Raw genomic sequence first — 16,627 nt, 5'->3', positions numbered from 1 at the left:
GCCCGCCACCCGCACGCGACGGGCCCGCGGGGCGGCGGGCGCCCGCCGCCCCGTCTACGACGCGTCGTCCCTGCTCGCGGTGTCCGTCGCGGAGTTCAACACCCGCGGCTACGACGCCACAAGCATGGAGGACCTCTCCCGCGCGGCCGGCATCACGAAGTCGTCGTTCTACCACCACGTCAGCGGCAAGGAGGAGCTGCTCAAGGCGGCTCTGGAGCGGGCGCTCGACGGGTTGTTCGGGATCCTCGAGGAGCCCGCGTCGCAGGACGGCTCCGCCCTGCAGCGGCTGCGGCACATCATCCGCCGCCAGGTCGAGGTCCTGACCTCCGAGCTGCCCTACGTGACGCTGCTGCTGCGCGTCCGCGGGAACACGGACACCGAGCGCTGGGCGCTGGCCCGGCGGCGGGCCTTCGACGCGTCGATCGCCTCGCTGGTGGCCGATGCGGTGGCGGACGGCGAGGTCAGGGCCGAGGTCGAGCCCTCGCTGGCGGCCCGGCTGCTCTCCGGCACGGTCAACTCGATCATCGAGTGGTACCGGCCCGGGCGGCCCGGCGCGGAGCGGCTGCCGGACGAGATCGTCCGCATCGTGTCCGAGGGCATCATCCCGCCCGCCTGACGGGCCCCGCTACGCACGAGGCGACGTGCCGGCGCACAGTTCCGGCATGTGCGCGGGCGCGCGGACCTGTGCGTGGACGACGGGTTGCGTCGGCCGCCGCCGTGCGTCATTATCAGACGAACGAACATTCGGTACGGAGGTTCCCGATGACCGTGACCGACGAGCGTCCCCACCACGCTCTCGAGGAAGGGTTCGACGCGACCATCGCGGCGGACCAGCGGATCGAGCCGCGGGACTGGATGCCCGAGGCCTACCGCAAGACGCTGATCCGGCAGATCGCCCAGCATGCGCATTCGGAGATCATCGGGATGCAGCCGGAGGGGAACTGGATCCTGCGTGCGCCGTCGTTGCGCCGCAAGGCGATCCTGCTGGCGAAGGTGCAGGACGAGGCCGGGCACGGCATGTACCTCTACGCGGCGGCCGAGACCCTCGGCGTCGACCGCGAGGAGCTCACCGAGAAGCTGATCGAGTCGAAGCAGAAGTACTCCTCGATCTTCAACTACCCCACGTTGACGTACGCGGACATCGGGGTGATCGGCTGGCTGGTCGACGGTGCGGCGATCTGCAACCAGGTCCCGCTGTGCCGCTGCTCCTACGGTCCGTACGCGCGCGCCATGATCCGGATCTGCAAGGAGGAGTCGTTCCACCAGCGGCAGGGCTTCGAGCTCCTGCTCGCGATGGTCAACGGGACGGACGCGCAGCGCGAGATGGTGCAGGAGTCGGTGAACCGCTGGTGGTGGCCGTCGCTGATGATGTTCGGCCCGCCGGACGACGACTCGCCGAACTCGGCGCAGTCGATGGCGTGGGGGATCAAGCGGCACACGAACGACGAGCTGCGCCAGCGGTTCGTCGACATGTCCGTCCCGCAGGCCGCGGCGCTGGGTGTCACGCTCCCGGACCCGGACCTGGTGTGGAACGACGAGCGGCAGGCGCACGACTACGGCGAGCCGGACTGGGCGGAGTTCAAGGCGGTCATCGCCGGCTCGGGCCCGGCCAACGCGCAGCGGATCGCGCACCGGCGCCGGGCACACGAGAACGGGGCCTGGGTGCGCGAGGCGGCGCAGGCATTCGCTGACAAACAGCAGGCTGCGGACAAGCACGCGGGGGCGACGGCATGAGTGAGGACTTCACGGCGGAGGGTGGCCACGGCGCCGTCCCGACCGAGGGCGTGGAGACCGGCCAGGGCAAGCCGGCGCGCCGCACGTGGCCGCTCTACGAGGTGTTCGTGCGCGGCAAGCGCGGGCTGAACCACGTGCACGTCGGCTCGCTGCACGCGGCGGACGACGAGATGGCCCTGCACAACGCCCGTGACGTCTACACCCGGCGCAACGAGGGCGTGTCGATCTGGGTCGTGAAGGCGGACCACATCACCGCGTCCAGCCCGGCGGAGAAGGACCCGTTCTTCGCGCCGGCGGGGGACAAGGTCTACCGGCACCCCACGTTCTACGCGATCCCGGAGGAGGTGCCGCACCTGTGAGCGAGCTTGCGAGCGAACCATGGGCACGGCGCCTGCGCCCTGTGTTCGATTCCACCGGGCCGGCCGAGCGAAGCGAGTCCGTGCGATGAACGCCCACCACACGGACGTCGAGGAGCACGACGCCACCAACGCCTACCAGTCCCTCTCCGAGACCACCGACCACGACGACCCACGCTGGGCGTTCGGGACGGGAATCGTCGAGGAGGCCGGCGCGGAGATCACCTCGTCCGTCCCCGACGGCGTCGACCCGGGCGATCTCGCCGCGTACTGCCTGATGCTCGGCGACGACGCGTTGATCTACAGCCACCGGCTCTCGGAGTGGGTCTCGCATGCGCCGGAGCTGGAGGAGGAGGTCGCGCTGGCGAACACCGCGCTGGACCTGCTCGGCCAGGCGCGGGTGCTGCTGGCGCGCGCCGGGCACGTCGAGGGCCGTGACCGGGACGAGGACGCCCTGGCCTACCTGCGCCCGGACGCGGAGTTCCGCAACGTCGGGCTGGCCGAGCTGTCCGACGACCTGGACTTCGCCCGCTGCATCGCCCGCCTGCTGGTCTTCTCCTCCTGGCGGCTCGCGGTCCTGCACAGGCTCCAGGGTTCGGCGGACCCGGTGCTCGCCGCGGTCGCGGGCAAGGGCGTCAAGGAGATCACCTACCACCGGGACTACGCGGCCCGCTGGACGTTGCGCCTCGGCGACGGGACCGCGGAGTCCCACCGGCGCATGCAGGCCGCGATCGACGCGGTCTGGCCGTACATCGGCGAGCTGTTCCGGACCTCGGACGAGGAGCGACGGCTCGTCGAAGCCGGGGTCGCCATCGATCCGGCGGACACCCGCGAGGAGGTCGACGCGGTCCTGGACCAGGTACTGGAGAAGGCCACGCTGACCCGCCCGGAGAGGCCGTTCATCGGGACCATCGGCGGCCGCAGCGGCCGGCAGGGCGTGCACACCGAGCACCTCGGCCATGCCCTCGCGGAGATGCAGAGCCTCGCCCGCCGGCACCCGGGGGCGACATGGTGAGCGCGGGTCTTCGCAGTTCAAAGGGGGCTGTGCGCGTGGAACCTCCTTCTAGCGAGGTTTCCCGCGCACAGGGGGTGGTGGCCGGGGTCGTCGATCCGGAGATGCCGATGCTGACCCTCGACGACCTCGGGGTCGTCCGGTCGGTCGACGTCGACGGGGACGCGGTCACCGTGACGATCACGCCGACCTACTCCGGGTGCCCCGCGATCGAGGAGATGCGCCAGGACCTCCGTGTCGCGCTGACCTCCGCCGGGTACGCCCGGGTCGAGGTGCGGACGGTGTTCTCGCCCGCGTGGAGCACGGACTGGATCAGCGATGACGGGCGACGCAAGCTCGCGGAAGCCGGCATCGCCCCTCCCGGGCGGGCGGCGGCCGAGACAGTCGGGCCGATCCCGCTGACGTTGACCCCGCCGTCGTCGGCGGTGCGGTGCCCCAACTGCGGGGCGCCCGCCACCGAGGAGCTCTCCCGCTTCGGGCCGACCGCGTGCACGGCGCTGCGCCGCTGCCCCTCGTGCCGGGAGCCCTTCGAGCACATGAAGGAGATCTGATGACGGCCGCCACCACCGAGGTCGTCGAGCCGCGGACCAGCGGATTCCACACGCTGACGGTCACGGCCGTCGAACGCCTCTGCGACGACGCCGTCGCCGTCACCTTCGACGTCCCGGAGTCGCTGCAGGAGACCTACGCCTTCCGCCCCGGCCAGTACCTGACCCTGCGCAAGGAGACCCCGGACGGGGAGGAGCGCCGCTCGTACTCGATCTGCGCGCCAGCCGGGGCCGCCCCACGGGTCGGCGTCCGGCGCGTCGCGGACGGGTTGTTCTCCGAGTGGCTGGTGGACCGGCTGGAGGTCGGGGACGAGGTCGAGGTCGGGCCGCCCGCAGGCGCGTTCACCCCGGCGCTCGAGGCGGGGACGCACCACGGGCTGATCGCCGCCGGCTCGGGCATCACCCCGGTGCTGTCCATCGCCGCGTCCCTGCTCGCGGCGCACGACGACACCCACGTCACGCTGCTCTACGGCAACCGCCGCACGGACACCGTGATGTTCACCGAGGAGATCGCGGACCTCAAGAACGCGCACGGCCCGCGGCTCCACCTGCTCAACGTGCTCTCCCGGGAACCCACCGAGGCGGAGATCTTCAACGGCCGGCTCGACGCGGAGCGGATGCGCACCCTGTTCGGCGCGCTGGTGGACGTCGAGGGCGTCGACCACTGGTGGCTCTGCGGTCCGCTCGGCATGACCGAGGACGCCGTCGCGGTGCTCACCGAGCTCGGGGTGGACCGGAAGCGGGTGCACCGCGAGCTGTTCTACGTCGACGAGCCGCCGCCCGAGCCGCACCGCGACGAACCCACCGAGGTCACGGACGGCAGCGAGGTCACCGTCGTCCTCAACGGACGGTCGACCCGGCTCACGCTGCCCCGCACCGTCTCCGTGTTGGACGCGGCGCAGAAGGTCCGCGGAGACCTGCCGTTCGCCTGCAAGGGCGGGGTCTGCGGGACCTGCCGGGCCAAGGTCACCGCCGGGGACGTCACGATGCGCCGCAACTTCGCGCTGGAGGACGACGAGGTCGAGGCCGGCTTCGTGCTGACCTGCCAGACGCTCCCTGTCTCCGACGAGGTCACCGTCGACTACGACGCCTGACCGCGGGGTGGGGCGGTCGTGCCGCGGACGACCAGGGCCGGGGGGAGGACCACCTCGCGGGGTGGGACCTCCTCCTCCAGGCGTTCGACGGCCGCCCGGACGGCGTTCTGCGCGAGGCCCGCGGCGTCCTGGCGGACGGTCGTGAGGTCGACGTGGGAGAGATGCGCGAGGTGGTCGTCGTTGTAGCCGACGACCGAGATCTCGGCCGGCACCTCGACGCCCGCGCGACGCAGGGTGTCCAGCAGGCCGATGGCGCAGCGGTCGTTGGCCGCGATGACGGCGGTGGGGGGCGAGTCCTCGGCGAGAAGTGTGCGGCCGGCGGCGATCCCCGCGTCCTCGTGGTAGGCCCCGGGGAGGATCCGCACGTCGCGGTCCAGCCCGTGGGCGCGCATGGCGGCGACGTAGCCCTCGCGCCGGACGCGGGCGTTCGGCCCGCTCGGGCCACCGTCGACGTGCACGATCCGTCGGTGCCCGAGCCCCACGAGATGGTCGACGGCCAGGCGCATCCCCTCGGCATCCGCGCTGCGGATGCTGTCCACCGCCGCGCCGCCCGCACTGCGCCCCACGACGACGGCGACGGCACGGGCGCCGAGGTCGTCGAGGAAGGCGTCGTCGACGACCGGGCCCAGCAGGATCACGCCCTCGCAGCGGTGCGCGAGCAGCGCCTCGACGGCCTTGGCCTCGTCCCGGCCGGGGGTGCTCGCCGAGAGCAGCACGTCGTAACCGCGGCGTTCCGCCTCCGGGTAGATCGCCTCGACGAGGTCCGCCTCGAACGGCTCCCGCACCGTCATCAGCACCCCGAGGGTGCGGCTACGGCCCCGGGCGAGCAGGCGCGCGGCGTTGTCCGGGCGGTAGTCGAGCTCCTCCGCGGCGCGCAGCACCTTCTCGCGGCTCTCCGCGCTGGCCCCGGGAGCGCCGCGGAACACCAGGGAGACCAGGGCGCGGGACACGCCGGCGCGCGCGGCGACGTCGACCATCGTCGGCCGCCGCCGGCCTTCCGCGCTTCCCACGCCGCCATTCTCCCCGGCCGTCTGAACCACCCACTATGTCTTGACATGCGAACGTGGCGGCAGCATAGTTCTGCGCGGCGCTACTAGAGCGCTCTAGTCCCCACCGACGAGGACGTCCACGGCTCAGGAAGAGCTGCGGGCATCCCGCTAGACCGGGAGTTCTACCGTGACCGCATCATCGACGATCCGGATCGGCTCGGCGCCCGATTCCTGGGGCGTCTGGTTCCCCTCCGACCCCGCGCAGACCCCGGCCGACCGGTTCCTCTCCGAGGTCTCCGGGGCCGGCTACGAGTGGATCGAGCTCGGCCCCTACGGGTACCTGTCGACGGACGCGGCGGAGCTGGCCGACCAGCTCGAGAAGCACTCGCTGAAGGTCTCCGCGGGCACCGTCTTCGAGCACCTGCACCGGCCGGACTCGTGGGAGGACGTCTGGAAGCAGGTCACCGACGTCGCCGCGCTGACCGCGGCCGTCGGCGGCAAGCACATCGTCGTCATCCCGGACACCTGGCGGGACCACAAGACCGGCGCGCCGCTGGAGGACCGCAGCCTCTCCGACGAGCGGTGGGGCCTGCTGACCACCGGAATGGACGAGCTGGGCCGCCGGATCCTCGAGGAGTACGGCCTGCACGTGCAGTTCCACAGCCACGCGGACAGCCACGTCGGCTACCAGCACGAGATCGAGCGGTTCGTGCAGAACACGAACCCCGAGTACGTCAACCTCTGCCTGGACACCGGGCACGTCTCCTACTACGGCGGGGACAACCTCGAGCTGATCCGCAAGTACCCGGAGCGCATCGGCTACCTGCACCTCAAGCAGGTCGACCCGGCGATCATCGCCCGCGTCGAGGCCGAGGACCTGCCGTTCCCCGAGGCCGTGAGGCTCGGCGCCATGATCGAGCCGCCGCTGGGCGTGCCGGACATGCCGTCGCTGCTGGCCGCCGTCGAGGAGCTGGGCACGGACATCTTCGCGATCGTCGAGCAGGACATGTACCCCTGCCCGCCGGAGCACCCGCTGCCCATCGCCCAGCGCACCCACACCTACCTGGCGGGATGCGGCGGCCGGTCGCTCTCCATGGGGACCCCGCGGGCCTGAGCCCGCCACCGTCGTCGCGAGCAGGAGGCTCCACCATGTCTGATCTCAAGGTCGCCGTCATCGGTGTCGGCAAGATGGGCGCGTTCCACGTCGACAGCCTGACGAAGCGCACCCGCGGCGCACAGGTCGTCGCGGTCAGCGACTTCTCCCCGGAGCGGGCGGCCGAGGTCGCCGGCCCGATCGGGGCGCGGGTCGTGGCGGACCCGTTCGTGGCCATCGGTGCCGCCGACGTCGACGCGGTCGTGCTCGCCAGCCCCGGCTTCGCACACGAGAAGCAGGTCCTCGCCTGCCTCGAGCGGGGGATCCCGGTGCTGTGCGAGAAGCCGCTGACCATGGACGGCCCGACGTCCTACGAGGTCGTCCGCGCCGAGGCCGAGACCGGGCGCTCGCTCATTCAGGTCGGCTTCATGCGGCGCTTCGACACCGAGTACGCGGGCCTGCGTTCGCTGATCGAGAGCGGGGAGCTTGGCGCGCCGCTGGTGCTGCACTGCACCCACCGCAACCCCGAGGTCCCGGACTCCTTCACCTCCGAGATGGCGATGACGGACTCGGTCGTGCACGAGGCGGACTGCACCCGCTTCCTGCTCGGCGAGGAGGTCGTCGCGGTGACCGTGCTGCGCGGGACGCCCACTTCCGCCGCGCCGGCCGGGGTCAGCGACCCGATGTTGGTGCTGTTCGAGACCGAGTCCGGCCGCCTGGTGACCGTCGAGAGCTTCGTGCGGACGGGCGTGGCCTACGAGGTGCGCACCGAGCTCGTCGCGGAGTGCGGGCAGGCGACCATCGGCCTGGACCAGAACCTGCAGGTCAAGCAGGCCGGTCGCTGGGGCGGGACGATCTCCCCGGACTTCGTCGTCCGCTTCGGGGCCGCCTACGACACCCAGATGCAGCGCTGGGTCGACGCCGCCGCGCAGGGCACGATCGACGGCGCCGGCGCCTGGGACGGCTACGCCGCGGCTGCGATCTGCGAGGCCGGTGTCGACGCCGTCCGGTCCGGCCGGCGCACCGAGGTGAAGCTCGAGGCGCGGCCGTGAAACTCGCACTGGACCCGCAGATGTTCTACGCCACGCACTCCGTGCTGGAGCTTCCGGACGTGGTGGCGCGCATGGGCTACAAGTACATGGAGCTCTCGCCGAAGGCGGACTTCGTCCCCTTCTTCTCCTATCCGCGGGCCGACGACGCGACCGTCGTCGCGCTGCGCAAGCGGGCCGCGGACGCGGGCGTCGCCATCGCCTCGGTGCTGCCCGTCCTGCGCTGGTCCGGCCCCGGCGAGGACGAGCGGCAGGCCGCGGTGCGGGCCTGGAAGCGCGCCATCCAGATCGCCGTCGACCTCGGCGTGGATGTCATGAACTCCGAGTTCAACGGCCGCCCGGAGGCCCCGGAGCTGGCGGAGAGCCAGTTCCTGCGCTCGATGGACGAGCTGATCCCGGTGTTCGAGCGGGAGGGCGTGAAGCTCGTCCTCGAGCCCCACCCGGACGACTTCATCGAGGACGGGCACGCCGCCGTCGCCATGGTCCGCGGGCTCGACAAGGAGTGGATCTCCTTCCTCTACTGCACCCCGCACACCTTCCACCAGGGGAACGACGCGGCCGGGATCATCGTCGACGCTTGGAAGAAGGTCACCTACGTGCACCTCGCGGACACCCTGGACCACACGGCGTCGCACGGCTTGCGCTACATCGTGAACCCGCCCGGCTCGACCGTCCGCGTGCACCAGCACGCCGAGATCGGCCGCGGCGAGGTCGACTTCGACGAGGTCTTCGGGGCACTCGCCGCGGTGGGCTTCGACGGCGTGGTGTCCAGCTGCGTGTTCGGCTGGGAGGAGCACGCGGAGGCGATCAGCGTCCGGCAGCGGGAGAAGGCCACGGCGCTCATCGCGAAGCACTTCTCGTCGGCGACGCCGGGGAGACACACGCCCCGCTGAGCCCTGAACGACCCCGAGGCCCGGACTCCCGTGTGGGGGCCGGGCCTCGGGTGTGACCGGCGCCGCTCGCGCCGCCCGCGGTGATTCTCCTAGGATCGGCGCCGTGCCCGGCCACGATCTGACGCGACGTCTCGCGATCGACCTGTGCCGCGTGTGGGCCGCGGGCTGTCCCGTCTGCTGATCCGCCCCGACAGCCGCTCCACGCCTTCACGCGGAGCAGGCCCGCACCCGTCGTCGCAGCAGCCTGGGGCAGCCATGAACATCGCCAGCCCGACGTCGTCCGCGCGCGTCACCCGCCGCGCCGCCGCCGCCAGCCTCGTCGGCACCACCGTCGAGTGGTACGACTTCTACCTCTACGCCACCGCGTCCGCGCTGGTCCTCGGCCCGTTGTTCTTCACCGACGCGGACCCGTCGACCGGTGTGCTCGCCTCTTTCGCCACCTACGCCGCCGGTTTCGGCGCCCGCCCGATCGGGGCGTTGATCGCCGGGCACATCGGGGACCGGTTCGGGCGGCGACCGATACTCGTCTGGTCGTTGATCCTGATGGGGATCGCCACGGCGGCGATCGGCATGCTGCCCACGTACCCGCAGGCCGGGGTGCTCGCGCCCGTGCTGCTCGTCGCGCTGCGGCTGGTGCAGGGGCTCGCGGTCGGCGCCGAGTGGGGCGGCGCGGTGCTGATGTCCGTCGAGCACTCGGCGGGCGAGCGCCGTGGGCTCTTCGGCAGCTTCCCGCAGATCGGCTCGCCCGCCGGGATGCTGCTCGCGTCGGGCATCTTCGCGCTGGTCCGCGGCACCACGGATCAGGCCGCGTTCCTCTCCTGGGGCTGGCGGATCCCGTTCCTGCTGAGCCTGGTGCTCGTCGCCGTCGGGCTCTGGATCCGGCTCGGACTGGAGGACGCGCCGGTCTACCGGGAGGTGCGGCGCACGCAGCAGGTGTCGCGGCGCCCGCTCGTCGACGTCGTCCGGACGCACCAGCGCAACCTCTGGCTGACCATCGGTCTGCGGATGTCCCAGAACGCGCTCTACGTCCTGTGCACCACCTTCGCGCTGACCTACCTGGTGCAGGGCGAGGTCGCGGACCCGAACGCGGGGCTCACCGCCGTCATCGTCGCGTCCGCGATCGGGCTCGTCACGACCCCGTTGTGGGCGGTGCTGTCCGACCGGGTCGGGCGCCGTCCCGTCTACCTGGCGGGCGCGATCGGCGGGGCGATCTTCCTGATCGTGTTCTTCCTGCTGCTGGACACCGGGTCCACGCCGTTGATCGTGCTCGCCATGGTGATCGCGGTGAACCTGTTCCACGACGCGATGTACGGTCCGCAGGGCGCCTGGTTCACCGAGCTGTTCGCGACGGGCGTGCGGTACAGCGGGGCGTCGATCGGGTACCAGTTCGGGTCCGTGCTCTCCGGCGGCACCGCTCCGCTGATCGCCGCGGCGCTGCTGCTCGCGGGCGGCGGCCGGCCGTGGCTGATCTGGGTGTACTTCCTGGTGCTGTCCGCCCTCACGATCACCGCGACCGTGCTGGCACCGGAGACGTACCGGGCGTCGATCGACGAGAGGGAGAGCGTCACCGCATGAGCCGCATCCTGCTGAACGCCTTCGACATGGCCTGTGTCGGTCACCAGTCGGCCGGGCTCTGGCGGCATCCCGACGACCGCGGCGAGAGCTACACCGACCTCGGCTACTGGACGGGTCTCGCCCGGCTGCTCGAGGACGCCGGCTTCGACGCGCTGTTCCTCGCGGACGTCCTGGGCGTCTACGACGTGTACGGCGGCTCCCGGGACGCGGCCGTCCGGCAGGCGGCCCAGGTCCCGGTGAACGACCCGGTGATGGCCGTGCCCGCGATGGCCGCGGTGACGTCGCGGCTGGGTTTCGGGGTGACGGTGTCGCTCGCCTACGAGCACCCCTACGCGCTGGCCCGCCGGATGACGACGCTGGACCACCTGACGAAGGGCCGCGTCGGCTGGAACATCGTGACGTCCTACCTGGCGAGCGCGGCGCGCAACCTCGGCCGCGGCGAGCAGATCCCGCACGACGAGCGCTACGACCTCGCGGACGAGTACCTCGAGGTCTGCTACAAGCTGTGGGAGGGCTCCTGGGAGTCCGACGCGGTGGTGCGGGACCGGGCGGGCGGCGTGTTCGCCGACCCCGCGAAGGTCCACGACATCGAGCACAAGGGCAGGTACTTCGAGGTCCCGGGACCGTTCCTGTCCGAGCCCTCCCCGCAGCGCACGCCGGTGCTGTTCCAGGCCGGCGCCTCGCCGCGCGGCATCCGGTTCGCGGGCACGCACGCCGAGGCCGTCTTCGTCAGCGGTCCGACGCCGGCGGTGGTGCGCCGCTCGGTCGACGCCGTCCGTGAGGCGACCGCCGCCTCCGGCCGGGACCCGCGTTCGGTGAAGATCTTCGCGATGCTCACGGCGATCGCCGACGAGACGGACGCGGCCGCCCGGGCCAAGCGGGACTCCTACCTGGAATGGGCGTCGCCGGAGGCCGCGCTCGCCCTGTTCGGCGGCTGGTCCGGGGTGGACCTGGCGGGTGCGTCCCCGGACGACGCGCTGTCCTACGTGGAGAACGACTCCACCCGCTCCGCGCTCGCCTCCTTCACGGTCGCCGACCCCTCGAAGACCTGGACCGTCGGCGAGCTGGCGAGGTTCGTGAGCGTCGGCGGGCGCGGGCCCGTGGTCGTCGGCTCCGGGGCGACGGTCGCGGACGAGCTGGAGCGCTGGGTCGACGAGGCGGACGTCGACGGTTTCAACCTCGCCTACGCCGTCACACCCGGGACCTTCGAGAACTTCGCGGGGTACGTGGTGCCGGAGCTGCGGGCGCGGGGGAGGGCGCAGGAGACCTACGCGGCGCCGACACTGCGGGAGAACCTGGGAACGAGTTCGGGCCCCCTGCTGGCCGCCGACCATCCCGGCGCCGGGTACCGGCGAAGCTGAACGCCCGCGGTTCGGCGCCTCCGCTCGCGTCCCGTCGCGTGCGGAGCCGTTTCGGGCGCGGCGTAGTGGGGCACCTCCCGGCCATGACCGATCCCGCGACGATCGCACCGGAGGTCACCGACCTCGACGCCCTGCGCGCCGCCGCGAAGAACTGCACCGGCTGCGAGCTGCACGAATGCGCCGGGCCGACGGTCGTCGGGGCCGGGTCGGCGGGGGCCTGGCTGATGCTGGTGGGGGAACAACCCGGGGACCAGGAGGACAAGGCGGGGGAGCCGTTCGTGGGCCCGGCGGGGAAGCTGCTGGACCGGGCGCTGGAGCAGGCCGGGATCGAGCGGGACGCCGTGTACGTCACCAACGCCGTCAAGCACTTCCGGTTCGAGCAGCGCGGGAAGCGGCGGATCCACAAGACCCCGGCCGTCGGGCACATCCGCGCCTGCCGGCCGTGGCTGGACGCCGAGCTGCGGCTGGTCGACCCGCCGGTGGTCGGGGTGCTGGGCAGCGTCGCCGGGAAGGCGCTGCTCGGACCGAAGTTCAAGATCACCGAACATCGCGGCGAGGTCCTGGAGTGGGAGGGCCGGGTGCTCGTGCCGACGGTGCATCCCTCGTCGGTGCTGCGGGGTGAGCCGGAGAAGCGCGAGGAGGCGTTCGACGCGCTCGTCGCGGACCTGAAGGTGGTCGCGGCGCAGCGCCGCTGACGAATCGCTCGCGTTCGGGTTGCTCGGCGCGCGTCGGAACCCGAGCGGCGGGTGGCGCGGCGCATCCGGGCGTCGTTCCGGAACGCCTGAGGCGCGCGTCGTGGTGGTTCCGCTCGCGGCCGGACCCGCTCGCGCAGGATCCGGGACGCGAGCGGAGCACCCTCAGTCCGGCACGTCGACGTCGACCTCGCGGACGCGGAGGGCCTCGACCGTGCCGGCGGTCAGCTCTGCGAGCCAGGCCTGGAACGGCGCCACCTCGTCGCTCGGCACCTGCACGGTCAGGACGGCGTCGGCGCCGTACTCCACGTCGACCACCCGGTGCGACGCCGTGAGCAGCGCGTTCTGCACCCGGCCCGCCTCCGCGTGCTCGACGGCGAGCAGGAGTTCGGTGTGCCGGACCCGGCGCAGCGTCCCGAGGGCGTCCACCGCTTCGGAGACGGACCTCCCGTACGCGCGGACGAGCCCGCCCGCGCCAAGCTTGATCCCGCCGAACCATCGGGTCACCACGGCGGCGACGTCGGTCAGCTCGCGGCGCAGCAGCACCTCCAGCATCGGGACGCCCGCGGTGCCACCGGGCTCGCCGTCGTCGGTGGAGCGCTGGGAGCCGCCGTCCGGGCCGACCCGGAACGCGGAGCAGTTGTGCGTGGCGTCCCAGTGCTCGCGGCGGACGCCGGCGATGAACGCGGCGGCCTGCTCGTCGTCGGACACGCGGGCGAGGGCGCACCGGAACCGCGACCGCTGGATCTCGATCTCGTGGACGCCGTCGCGGGCGATCACGCGCAGGGGTCCGGGCACGGGCGTGACGCTAACGGGGACAGTGAGCCGGGTCGCGATCCGGCCGTCTTCGGTAACGATTCAGATGATCGCCACGTCGATACGGGTGTCACTGTCGAGCACTCTGGGAGGACCCCTCGTGATGACCGTCATCCGGCGCGCCGTGCGCCACCTCGACGAGTGGACGCTCGTCGCGTTCAACCCGCACTACCCCGTCGGTTCCCGCAGCTGACGCACCGAGGGCCGGCACCGGGATGATCCCGGCACCGGCCCGTCGAGCATCTGCTCAGTGCCCCGTCGGCCCGGCACCGTCGCCGGTGGCCCCGGGCGCCCTCGTGGGGCGCACCCGGACCCACAGTCCGAACAGCACCGCCACCACCAGCATCGCGATGCCGGTGTCGAGGTTGATGTTGAACCCGCCGGCCTTGGCGATGTCCGCGTCCGTCGTCGTGGCCAGCCCCAGGATCAGCAGCACCAGCCCGTACACCGCGAACAGCACCGCGAGCACCGTGCGCAGGTCGAACAGTCGGGAAGCGGTCGACGACACCGGGGTGTCGTGCCCGATCCGGGCACCTTCCGATTCGGTCATGGTCTCGCTCCTCAGCTGAAGATCACGTAGAGGACGACGGTCAGCGCGAGCACGCCGCCGCCGAGGACGCCCGGACGCCGGTACCACCCGGAGTCCTCGCCGTCGGAGGTGTGCTGCCGGTCGGCCTTCGGCGTCAGGCTCCACACCAGACCGACGAGCTCGGTCTCGGTCTTCGGCTTCGTGACCTGCGAGACGATCACGGCCACGATGATGCCGACCACGAACGCCGCGCTCGCCCCGACGAAGCTGCCCGCCTGGCTCGAGAGGGCCAGCACACCGGTGCTGACCAGGATGTTCACCACGACCGCCGCGGCCGTGCCGGACAGCAGCCCGATCCAGGCCGACGTGCCGGTCATCCGCCGCCAGAACAGGCCGAGAATGAAGATCGCGAACAGCGGCGCGTTGAAGAAGCTGAACAGGGACTGGATGTAGTCCATCAGGTTGGACGAGCCGGACGCGATGAACGCCGTCCCGATCGCCAGCACGCAGCCGATCACCGTGACCCAGCGCCCGACCTGCAGGTAGTACCGGTCCGAGCGGCCGGGCCGCACCCAGTCCTGCCAGATGTCGTAGGTGAAGACGGTGTTGAACGAGCTGATGTTCGCGGCCATGCCGGCCATGAACGCGGCCAGCAGACCCGCGATGGCGACGCCGAGGATCCCGTTCGGCAGGACCTCCTTCATCAGCAGCGACAGCGCGTTGTTGTAGGTGACGTCGCTCGGCTGTCCGTTCTTCAGCGCGCTGAGCTGCGGGACCAGCACCGCGGCGACCATGCCGGGGATGACGACGACGAGCGGGATCAGCGCCTTCGGGAACGCCCCGATCAGCGGCGTGCGCTTGGCCGCGGACATGCTCTTCGCGGACAGGGCGCGCTGGACCTCGGCGAAGTTCGTCGTCCAGTAGCCGAACGAGAGCACGAAGCCGAGGCCGAACACCAGGCCCACCACCGAGAGCACCGGGTTCGCGATCTCGGTGAGCGACGTCCCGGGCCAGGAGCTCAGCTGCTCGGCGCCGCCGGGGCCGTCGGTCACGGCCTGCTTGAGGCCGCTCCAGCCGCCTACGCGGTTGAGGCCCGCGATGGTCAGCGGGATGAGCAGTGCCAGGATCACGAAGAACTGCAGCACCTCGTTGTAGATCGCCGCCGAGAGGCCGCCGAGGGTGGTGTACGCGAGCACGATCAGCGCCGCGACCGGGATGGCCAGCGGGAGCGGCCAGCCGAGCAGGGCCTCGAGCAGCAGGCCGAGCGAGAAGAGGTTGACACCCGCGATCAGGATCGACGCGAACGCGAAGATCACGGCCTGCACGCGCTGCGTGGTCCGGTTGAACCTCTTGTAGAGGAACTCGGGGACGCTGCGGGCCTTGGAGCCGTAGTAGAACGGCATCATCACCAGGGCGAGGAACACCATCGCAGGGATGGCGCCGATCCAGTAGTAGTGGACGGTCGGGATGCCGTACTGGGCCCCGTTCGCCACCATGCCGATCAGCTCGAGCGCACCGAGGTTGGCCGAGATGAAGGCCAGTCCGGTCACCCACGCCGGCATCGAGCGGCCGGAGAGCAGGAAGTCCAGGCTGGAGGAGACCGAGCGCCGCGCGGCGAACCCGATCCCCAGCACGAGGACGAAGTAGAAGGCGACGAGCAGGTAGTCGATCGCGTTCGCGTCGAGTCTGAGATCGGTCTGGGCCTGCGCCAGCATCATCGGAGGGTCCCTCCTCGTGCCGCGCGCCGGTACACGCTGCGCGTCATTGCGACTCCTTGGCCTGGTGCCCGTGTGGCGGCTGTGACGGGATGGCACCCGCCCGCGTACGGACACGACTGAACATTGTCGGACAGAGTAGATCTGTTGGGTCGCGCAACATACCCCGGATGAGGGATTCGACGCGCGCCGAGCTGCCCGTATCCGTGTCGAGACCTGGCGTTGACGTTCGTGTGGTCGCGTTGCATTGTGTGCGGATGGGCGGGGACGACGCGGAGAAGCGGCAGGATCCGCCGGGGCTGCTCGCCCGTCGTCGCCGGGAGCTGATCGTCGAGCGGGTCCGCGCGCAGGGCTCGGTCCGGGTCTCCGACCTCGCCGCCTGGCTCGGCGTCTCGGACATGACGGTCCGCCGGGACCTCGACGCGCTCGCCCGGCGCCGGCTACTGGACAAGGTCCACGGTGGGGCGACCGCCGTGGACCCGCCGTCCGGGACCGACGAGCCCGGGTTCTCCGCGAAGTCCGGCCGGCACCTCGCGGAGAAGGAGGGGATCGCGCGGGCCGCCGCCCGGCTCGTCGAGCCCGGTTCCGTCGTCGGCCTCTCCGCGGGGACGACGACGTACGCGCTCGCCCGCCGGCTCGTCGACGTCCCCGGACTGACGGTCGTCACCAACTCCCTCGCCGCGGCGGAGGTGCTGCACCGGGTGGACCGGGCGGACCGGATGGTGATCCTCACCGGGGGCATCCGCACTCCCTCGGAGGCGCTGGTCGGGCCGGTCGCGGTGGCGGCGCTGCGGACGCTGAACCTGGATCTCGTCTTCCTCGGCGTGCACGGGATGTCCGCGGCCGCCGGGTTCACCACGCCGAACCTGATGGAGAGCGAGACGGACCGGGCGCTCGTCGAGGCGGGCCACCGGCTGGTGGTGGTCGCGGACAGCTCGAAGTGGGGCGTCACCGGGATCTCGACGATCGCCTCGCTGGCCGAGGCGGACGTGCTCGTGACCGACACGGGCATCGACGACGAGGCCCGCGCGGTGCTCTCCGGCGAGGTCGGGGAGCTCGTGCTGGCGTGACCCCGCCGGATGTGCCCGCGCGCGGGCACGCAGGTCTGATCGCGTTTTCGCAGCTCACCTGGGGTCGTGCGTGGGGAACCTCGTTCTAGCGAGGTTCCACG

The 16,627-nt window shown here is 71.7% G+C and carries 17 protein-coding genes; 13 read left to right on the top strand and 4 right to left on the bottom strand.

Annotation, left to right across the window (positions count from 1 at the left end; genetic code table 11):
• Positions 1-70: 70 nt before the first annotated feature.
• From JWP64_RS12345 to paaE, 6 genes are all read left to right on the top strand, one after another.
• Positions 71-616 carry a TetR/AcrR family transcriptional regulator gene (locus tag JWP64_RS12345; protein ID WP_297496001.1) on the top strand — a complete coding sequence of 182 codons (546 nt, stop codon included), beginning with the start codon at positions 71-73 and terminating at the stop codon, positions 614-616.
• A 146-nt stretch (positions 617-762) separates the two neighbouring features.
• Positions 763-1,734, top strand: coding sequence for a 1,2-phenylacetyl-CoA epoxidase subunit PaaA (gene paaA / locus JWP64_RS12340; RefSeq protein ID WP_297495989.1), 972 nt, complete (start codon positions 763-765; stop codon positions 1,732-1,734).
• On the top strand, positions 1,731-2,093 hold the full coding sequence (gene paaB / locus JWP64_RS12335; protein WP_297495988.1) for a 1,2-phenylacetyl-CoA epoxidase subunit PaaB: 363 nt from the start codon (positions 1,731-1,733) through the stop codon (positions 2,091-2,093). Before paaA ends, paaB begins: the two co-directional genes overlap by 4 nt.
• 85 nt (positions 2,094-2,178) lie before the next feature.
• On the top strand, positions 2,179-3,105 hold the full coding sequence (gene paaC / locus JWP64_RS12330) for a 1,2-phenylacetyl-CoA epoxidase subunit PaaC (RefSeq protein ID WP_297495987.1): 927 nt from the start codon (positions 2,179-2,181) through the stop codon (positions 3,103-3,105).
• A 35-nt stretch (positions 3,106-3,140) separates the two neighbouring features.
• Positions 3,141-3,653, top strand: coding sequence for a 1,2-phenylacetyl-CoA epoxidase subunit PaaD (gene paaD / locus JWP64_RS12325; protein WP_297495985.1), 513 nt, complete (start codon positions 3,141-3,143; stop codon positions 3,651-3,653).
• Positions 3,653-4,744, top strand: coding sequence for a 1,2-phenylacetyl-CoA epoxidase subunit PaaE (paaE, locus tag JWP64_RS12320; protein WP_297495984.1), 1,092 nt, complete (start codon positions 3,653-3,655; stop codon positions 4,742-4,744). Before paaD ends, paaE begins: the two co-directional genes overlap by 1 nt.
• Here paaE and JWP64_RS12315 read toward each other — a convergent pair.
• Complete coding sequence (locus JWP64_RS12315; protein WP_297495982.1) at positions 4,732-5,754, bottom strand: LacI family DNA-binding transcriptional regulator; 1,023 nt, start codon at positions 5,752-5,754, stop codon at positions 4,732-4,734. The genes paaE and JWP64_RS12315 overlap by 13 nt on opposite strands.
• A 166-nt stretch (positions 5,755-5,920) precedes the next feature.
• Here JWP64_RS12315 and JWP64_RS12310 point away from each other — a divergent pair, with 166 nt between their 5' ends.
• The 6 genes from JWP64_RS12310 to JWP64_RS12285 all read left to right on the top strand — a co-directional run bounded on the left by JWP64_RS12310 (position 5,921) and on the right by JWP64_RS12285 (position 12,399).
• A complete protein-coding gene (locus JWP64_RS12310) occupies positions 5,921-6,847 on the top strand; it encodes a sugar phosphate isomerase/epimerase (protein WP_297495980.1) in 927 nt (308 codons plus the stop codon).
• A 35-nt stretch (positions 6,848-6,882) separates the two neighbouring features.
• The gene (locus JWP64_RS12305) at positions 6,883-7,878 is read left to right on the top strand and encodes a Gfo/Idh/MocA family oxidoreductase (protein ID WP_297495978.1); all 996 of its coding nucleotides are present in this window, start codon (positions 6,883-6,885) and stop codon (positions 7,876-7,878) included.
• Positions 7,875-8,768, top strand: a complete 894-nt coding sequence (locus JWP64_RS12300) for a sugar phosphate isomerase/epimerase family protein (protein ID WP_297495976.1) — start codon at positions 7,875-7,877, stop codon at positions 8,766-8,768. Before JWP64_RS12305 ends, JWP64_RS12300 begins: the two co-directional genes overlap by 4 nt.
• A gap of 255 nt (positions 8,769-9,023) precedes the next feature.
• Positions 9,024-10,343, top strand: coding sequence for an MFS transporter (locus JWP64_RS12295; protein WP_297495974.1), 1,320 nt, complete (start codon positions 9,024-9,026; stop codon positions 10,341-10,343).
• Positions 10,340-11,704 (top strand): LLM class flavin-dependent oxidoreductase, encoded by a 1,365-nt coding sequence (locus tag JWP64_RS12290; protein WP_297495972.1) that lies wholly within the window; start codon positions 10,340-10,342, stop codon positions 11,702-11,704. The genes JWP64_RS12295 and JWP64_RS12290 overlap by 4 nt, the downstream gene beginning before the upstream one ends.
• An 83-nt stretch (positions 11,705-11,787) precedes the next feature.
• The gene (locus JWP64_RS12285) at positions 11,788-12,399 is read left to right on the top strand and encodes a UdgX family uracil-DNA binding protein (RefSeq protein WP_297495971.1); all 612 of its coding nucleotides are present in this window, start codon (positions 11,788-11,790) and stop codon (positions 12,397-12,399) included.
• Between the two features lie 162 nt (positions 12,400-12,561).
• On the opposite strand, the gene JWP64_RS12280 is transcribed toward JWP64_RS12285, so the two are convergent.
• From JWP64_RS12280 to JWP64_RS12270, 3 genes are all read right to left on the bottom strand, one after another.
• The gene (locus JWP64_RS12280) at positions 12,562-13,182 is read right to left on the bottom strand and encodes a YigZ family protein (protein WP_297495998.1); all 621 of its coding nucleotides are present in this window, start codon (positions 13,180-13,182) and stop codon (positions 12,562-12,564) included.
• 277 nt (positions 13,183-13,459) lie between these two features.
• Entirely contained in the window at positions 13,460-13,762 is a 303-nt protein-coding gene (locus JWP64_RS12275; protein WP_297495969.1) for a hypothetical protein, read from the bottom strand.
• 11 nt (positions 13,763-13,773) lie between these two features.
• Entirely contained in the window at positions 13,774-15,456 is a 1,683-nt protein-coding gene (locus JWP64_RS12270) for a sodium:solute symporter family protein (protein ID WP_297495996.1), read from the bottom strand.
• Positions 15,457-15,713: 257 nt separating this feature from the next.
• On the opposite strand from JWP64_RS12270, the gene JWP64_RS12265 reads away from it, so the two are divergent.
• A complete protein-coding gene (locus tag JWP64_RS12265) occupies positions 15,714-16,526 on the top strand; it encodes a DeoR/GlpR family DNA-binding transcription regulator (protein WP_297495967.1) in 813 nt (270 codons plus the stop codon).
• Positions 16,527-16,627: the final 101 nt, after the last annotated feature.

The organism is Pseudonocardia sp. (assembly GCF_025465255.1).
Taxonomy (GTDB): domain Bacteria; phylum Actinomycetota; class Actinomycetes; order Mycobacteriales; family Pseudonocardiaceae; genus Pseudonocardia.
This window is presented reverse-complemented; position numbering and strand designations above follow the sequence as displayed.

Coding starts and splice junctions, on each gene's coding strand:
- JWP64_RS12285 (WP_297495971.1), top strand. CDS start 11,788: ATGACCGATCCCGCGACGATCGCACCGGAGGTCACCGACCTCGACGCC.
- JWP64_RS12295 (WP_297495974.1), top strand. CDS start 9,024: ATGAACATCGCCAGCCCGACGTCGTCCGCGCGCGTCACCCGCCGCGCC.
- JWP64_RS12270 (WP_297495996.1), bottom strand. CDS start 15,456: ATGCTGGCGCAGGCCCAGACCGATCTCAGACTCGACGCGAACGCGATC.
- JWP64_RS12305 (WP_297495978.1), top strand. CDS start 6,883: ATGTCTGATCTCAAGGTCGCCGTCATCGGTGTCGGCAAGATGGGCGCG.
- paaB (WP_297495988.1), top strand. CDS start 1,731: ATGAGTGAGGACTTCACGGCGGAGGGTGGCCACGGCGCCGTCCCGACC.
- JWP64_RS12290 (WP_297495972.1), top strand. CDS start 10,340: ATGAGCCGCATCCTGCTGAACGCCTTCGACATGGCCTGTGTCGGTCAC.
- paaE (WP_297495984.1), top strand. CDS start 3,653: ATGACGGCCGCCACCACCGAGGTCGTCGAGCCGCGGACCAGCGGATTC.
- paaA (WP_297495989.1), top strand. CDS start 763: ATGACCGTGACCGACGAGCGTCCCCACCACGCTCTCGAGGAAGGGTTC.
- paaC (WP_297495987.1), top strand. CDS start 2,179: ATGAACGCCCACCACACGGACGTCGAGGAGCACGACGCCACCAACGCC.
- JWP64_RS12265 (WP_297495967.1), top strand. CDS start 15,714: ATGGGCGGGGACGACGCGGAGAAGCGGCAGGATCCGCCGGGGCTGCTC.
- JWP64_RS12275 (WP_297495969.1), bottom strand. CDS start 13,762: ATGACCGAATCGGAAGGTGCCCGGATCGGGCACGACACCCCGGTGTCG.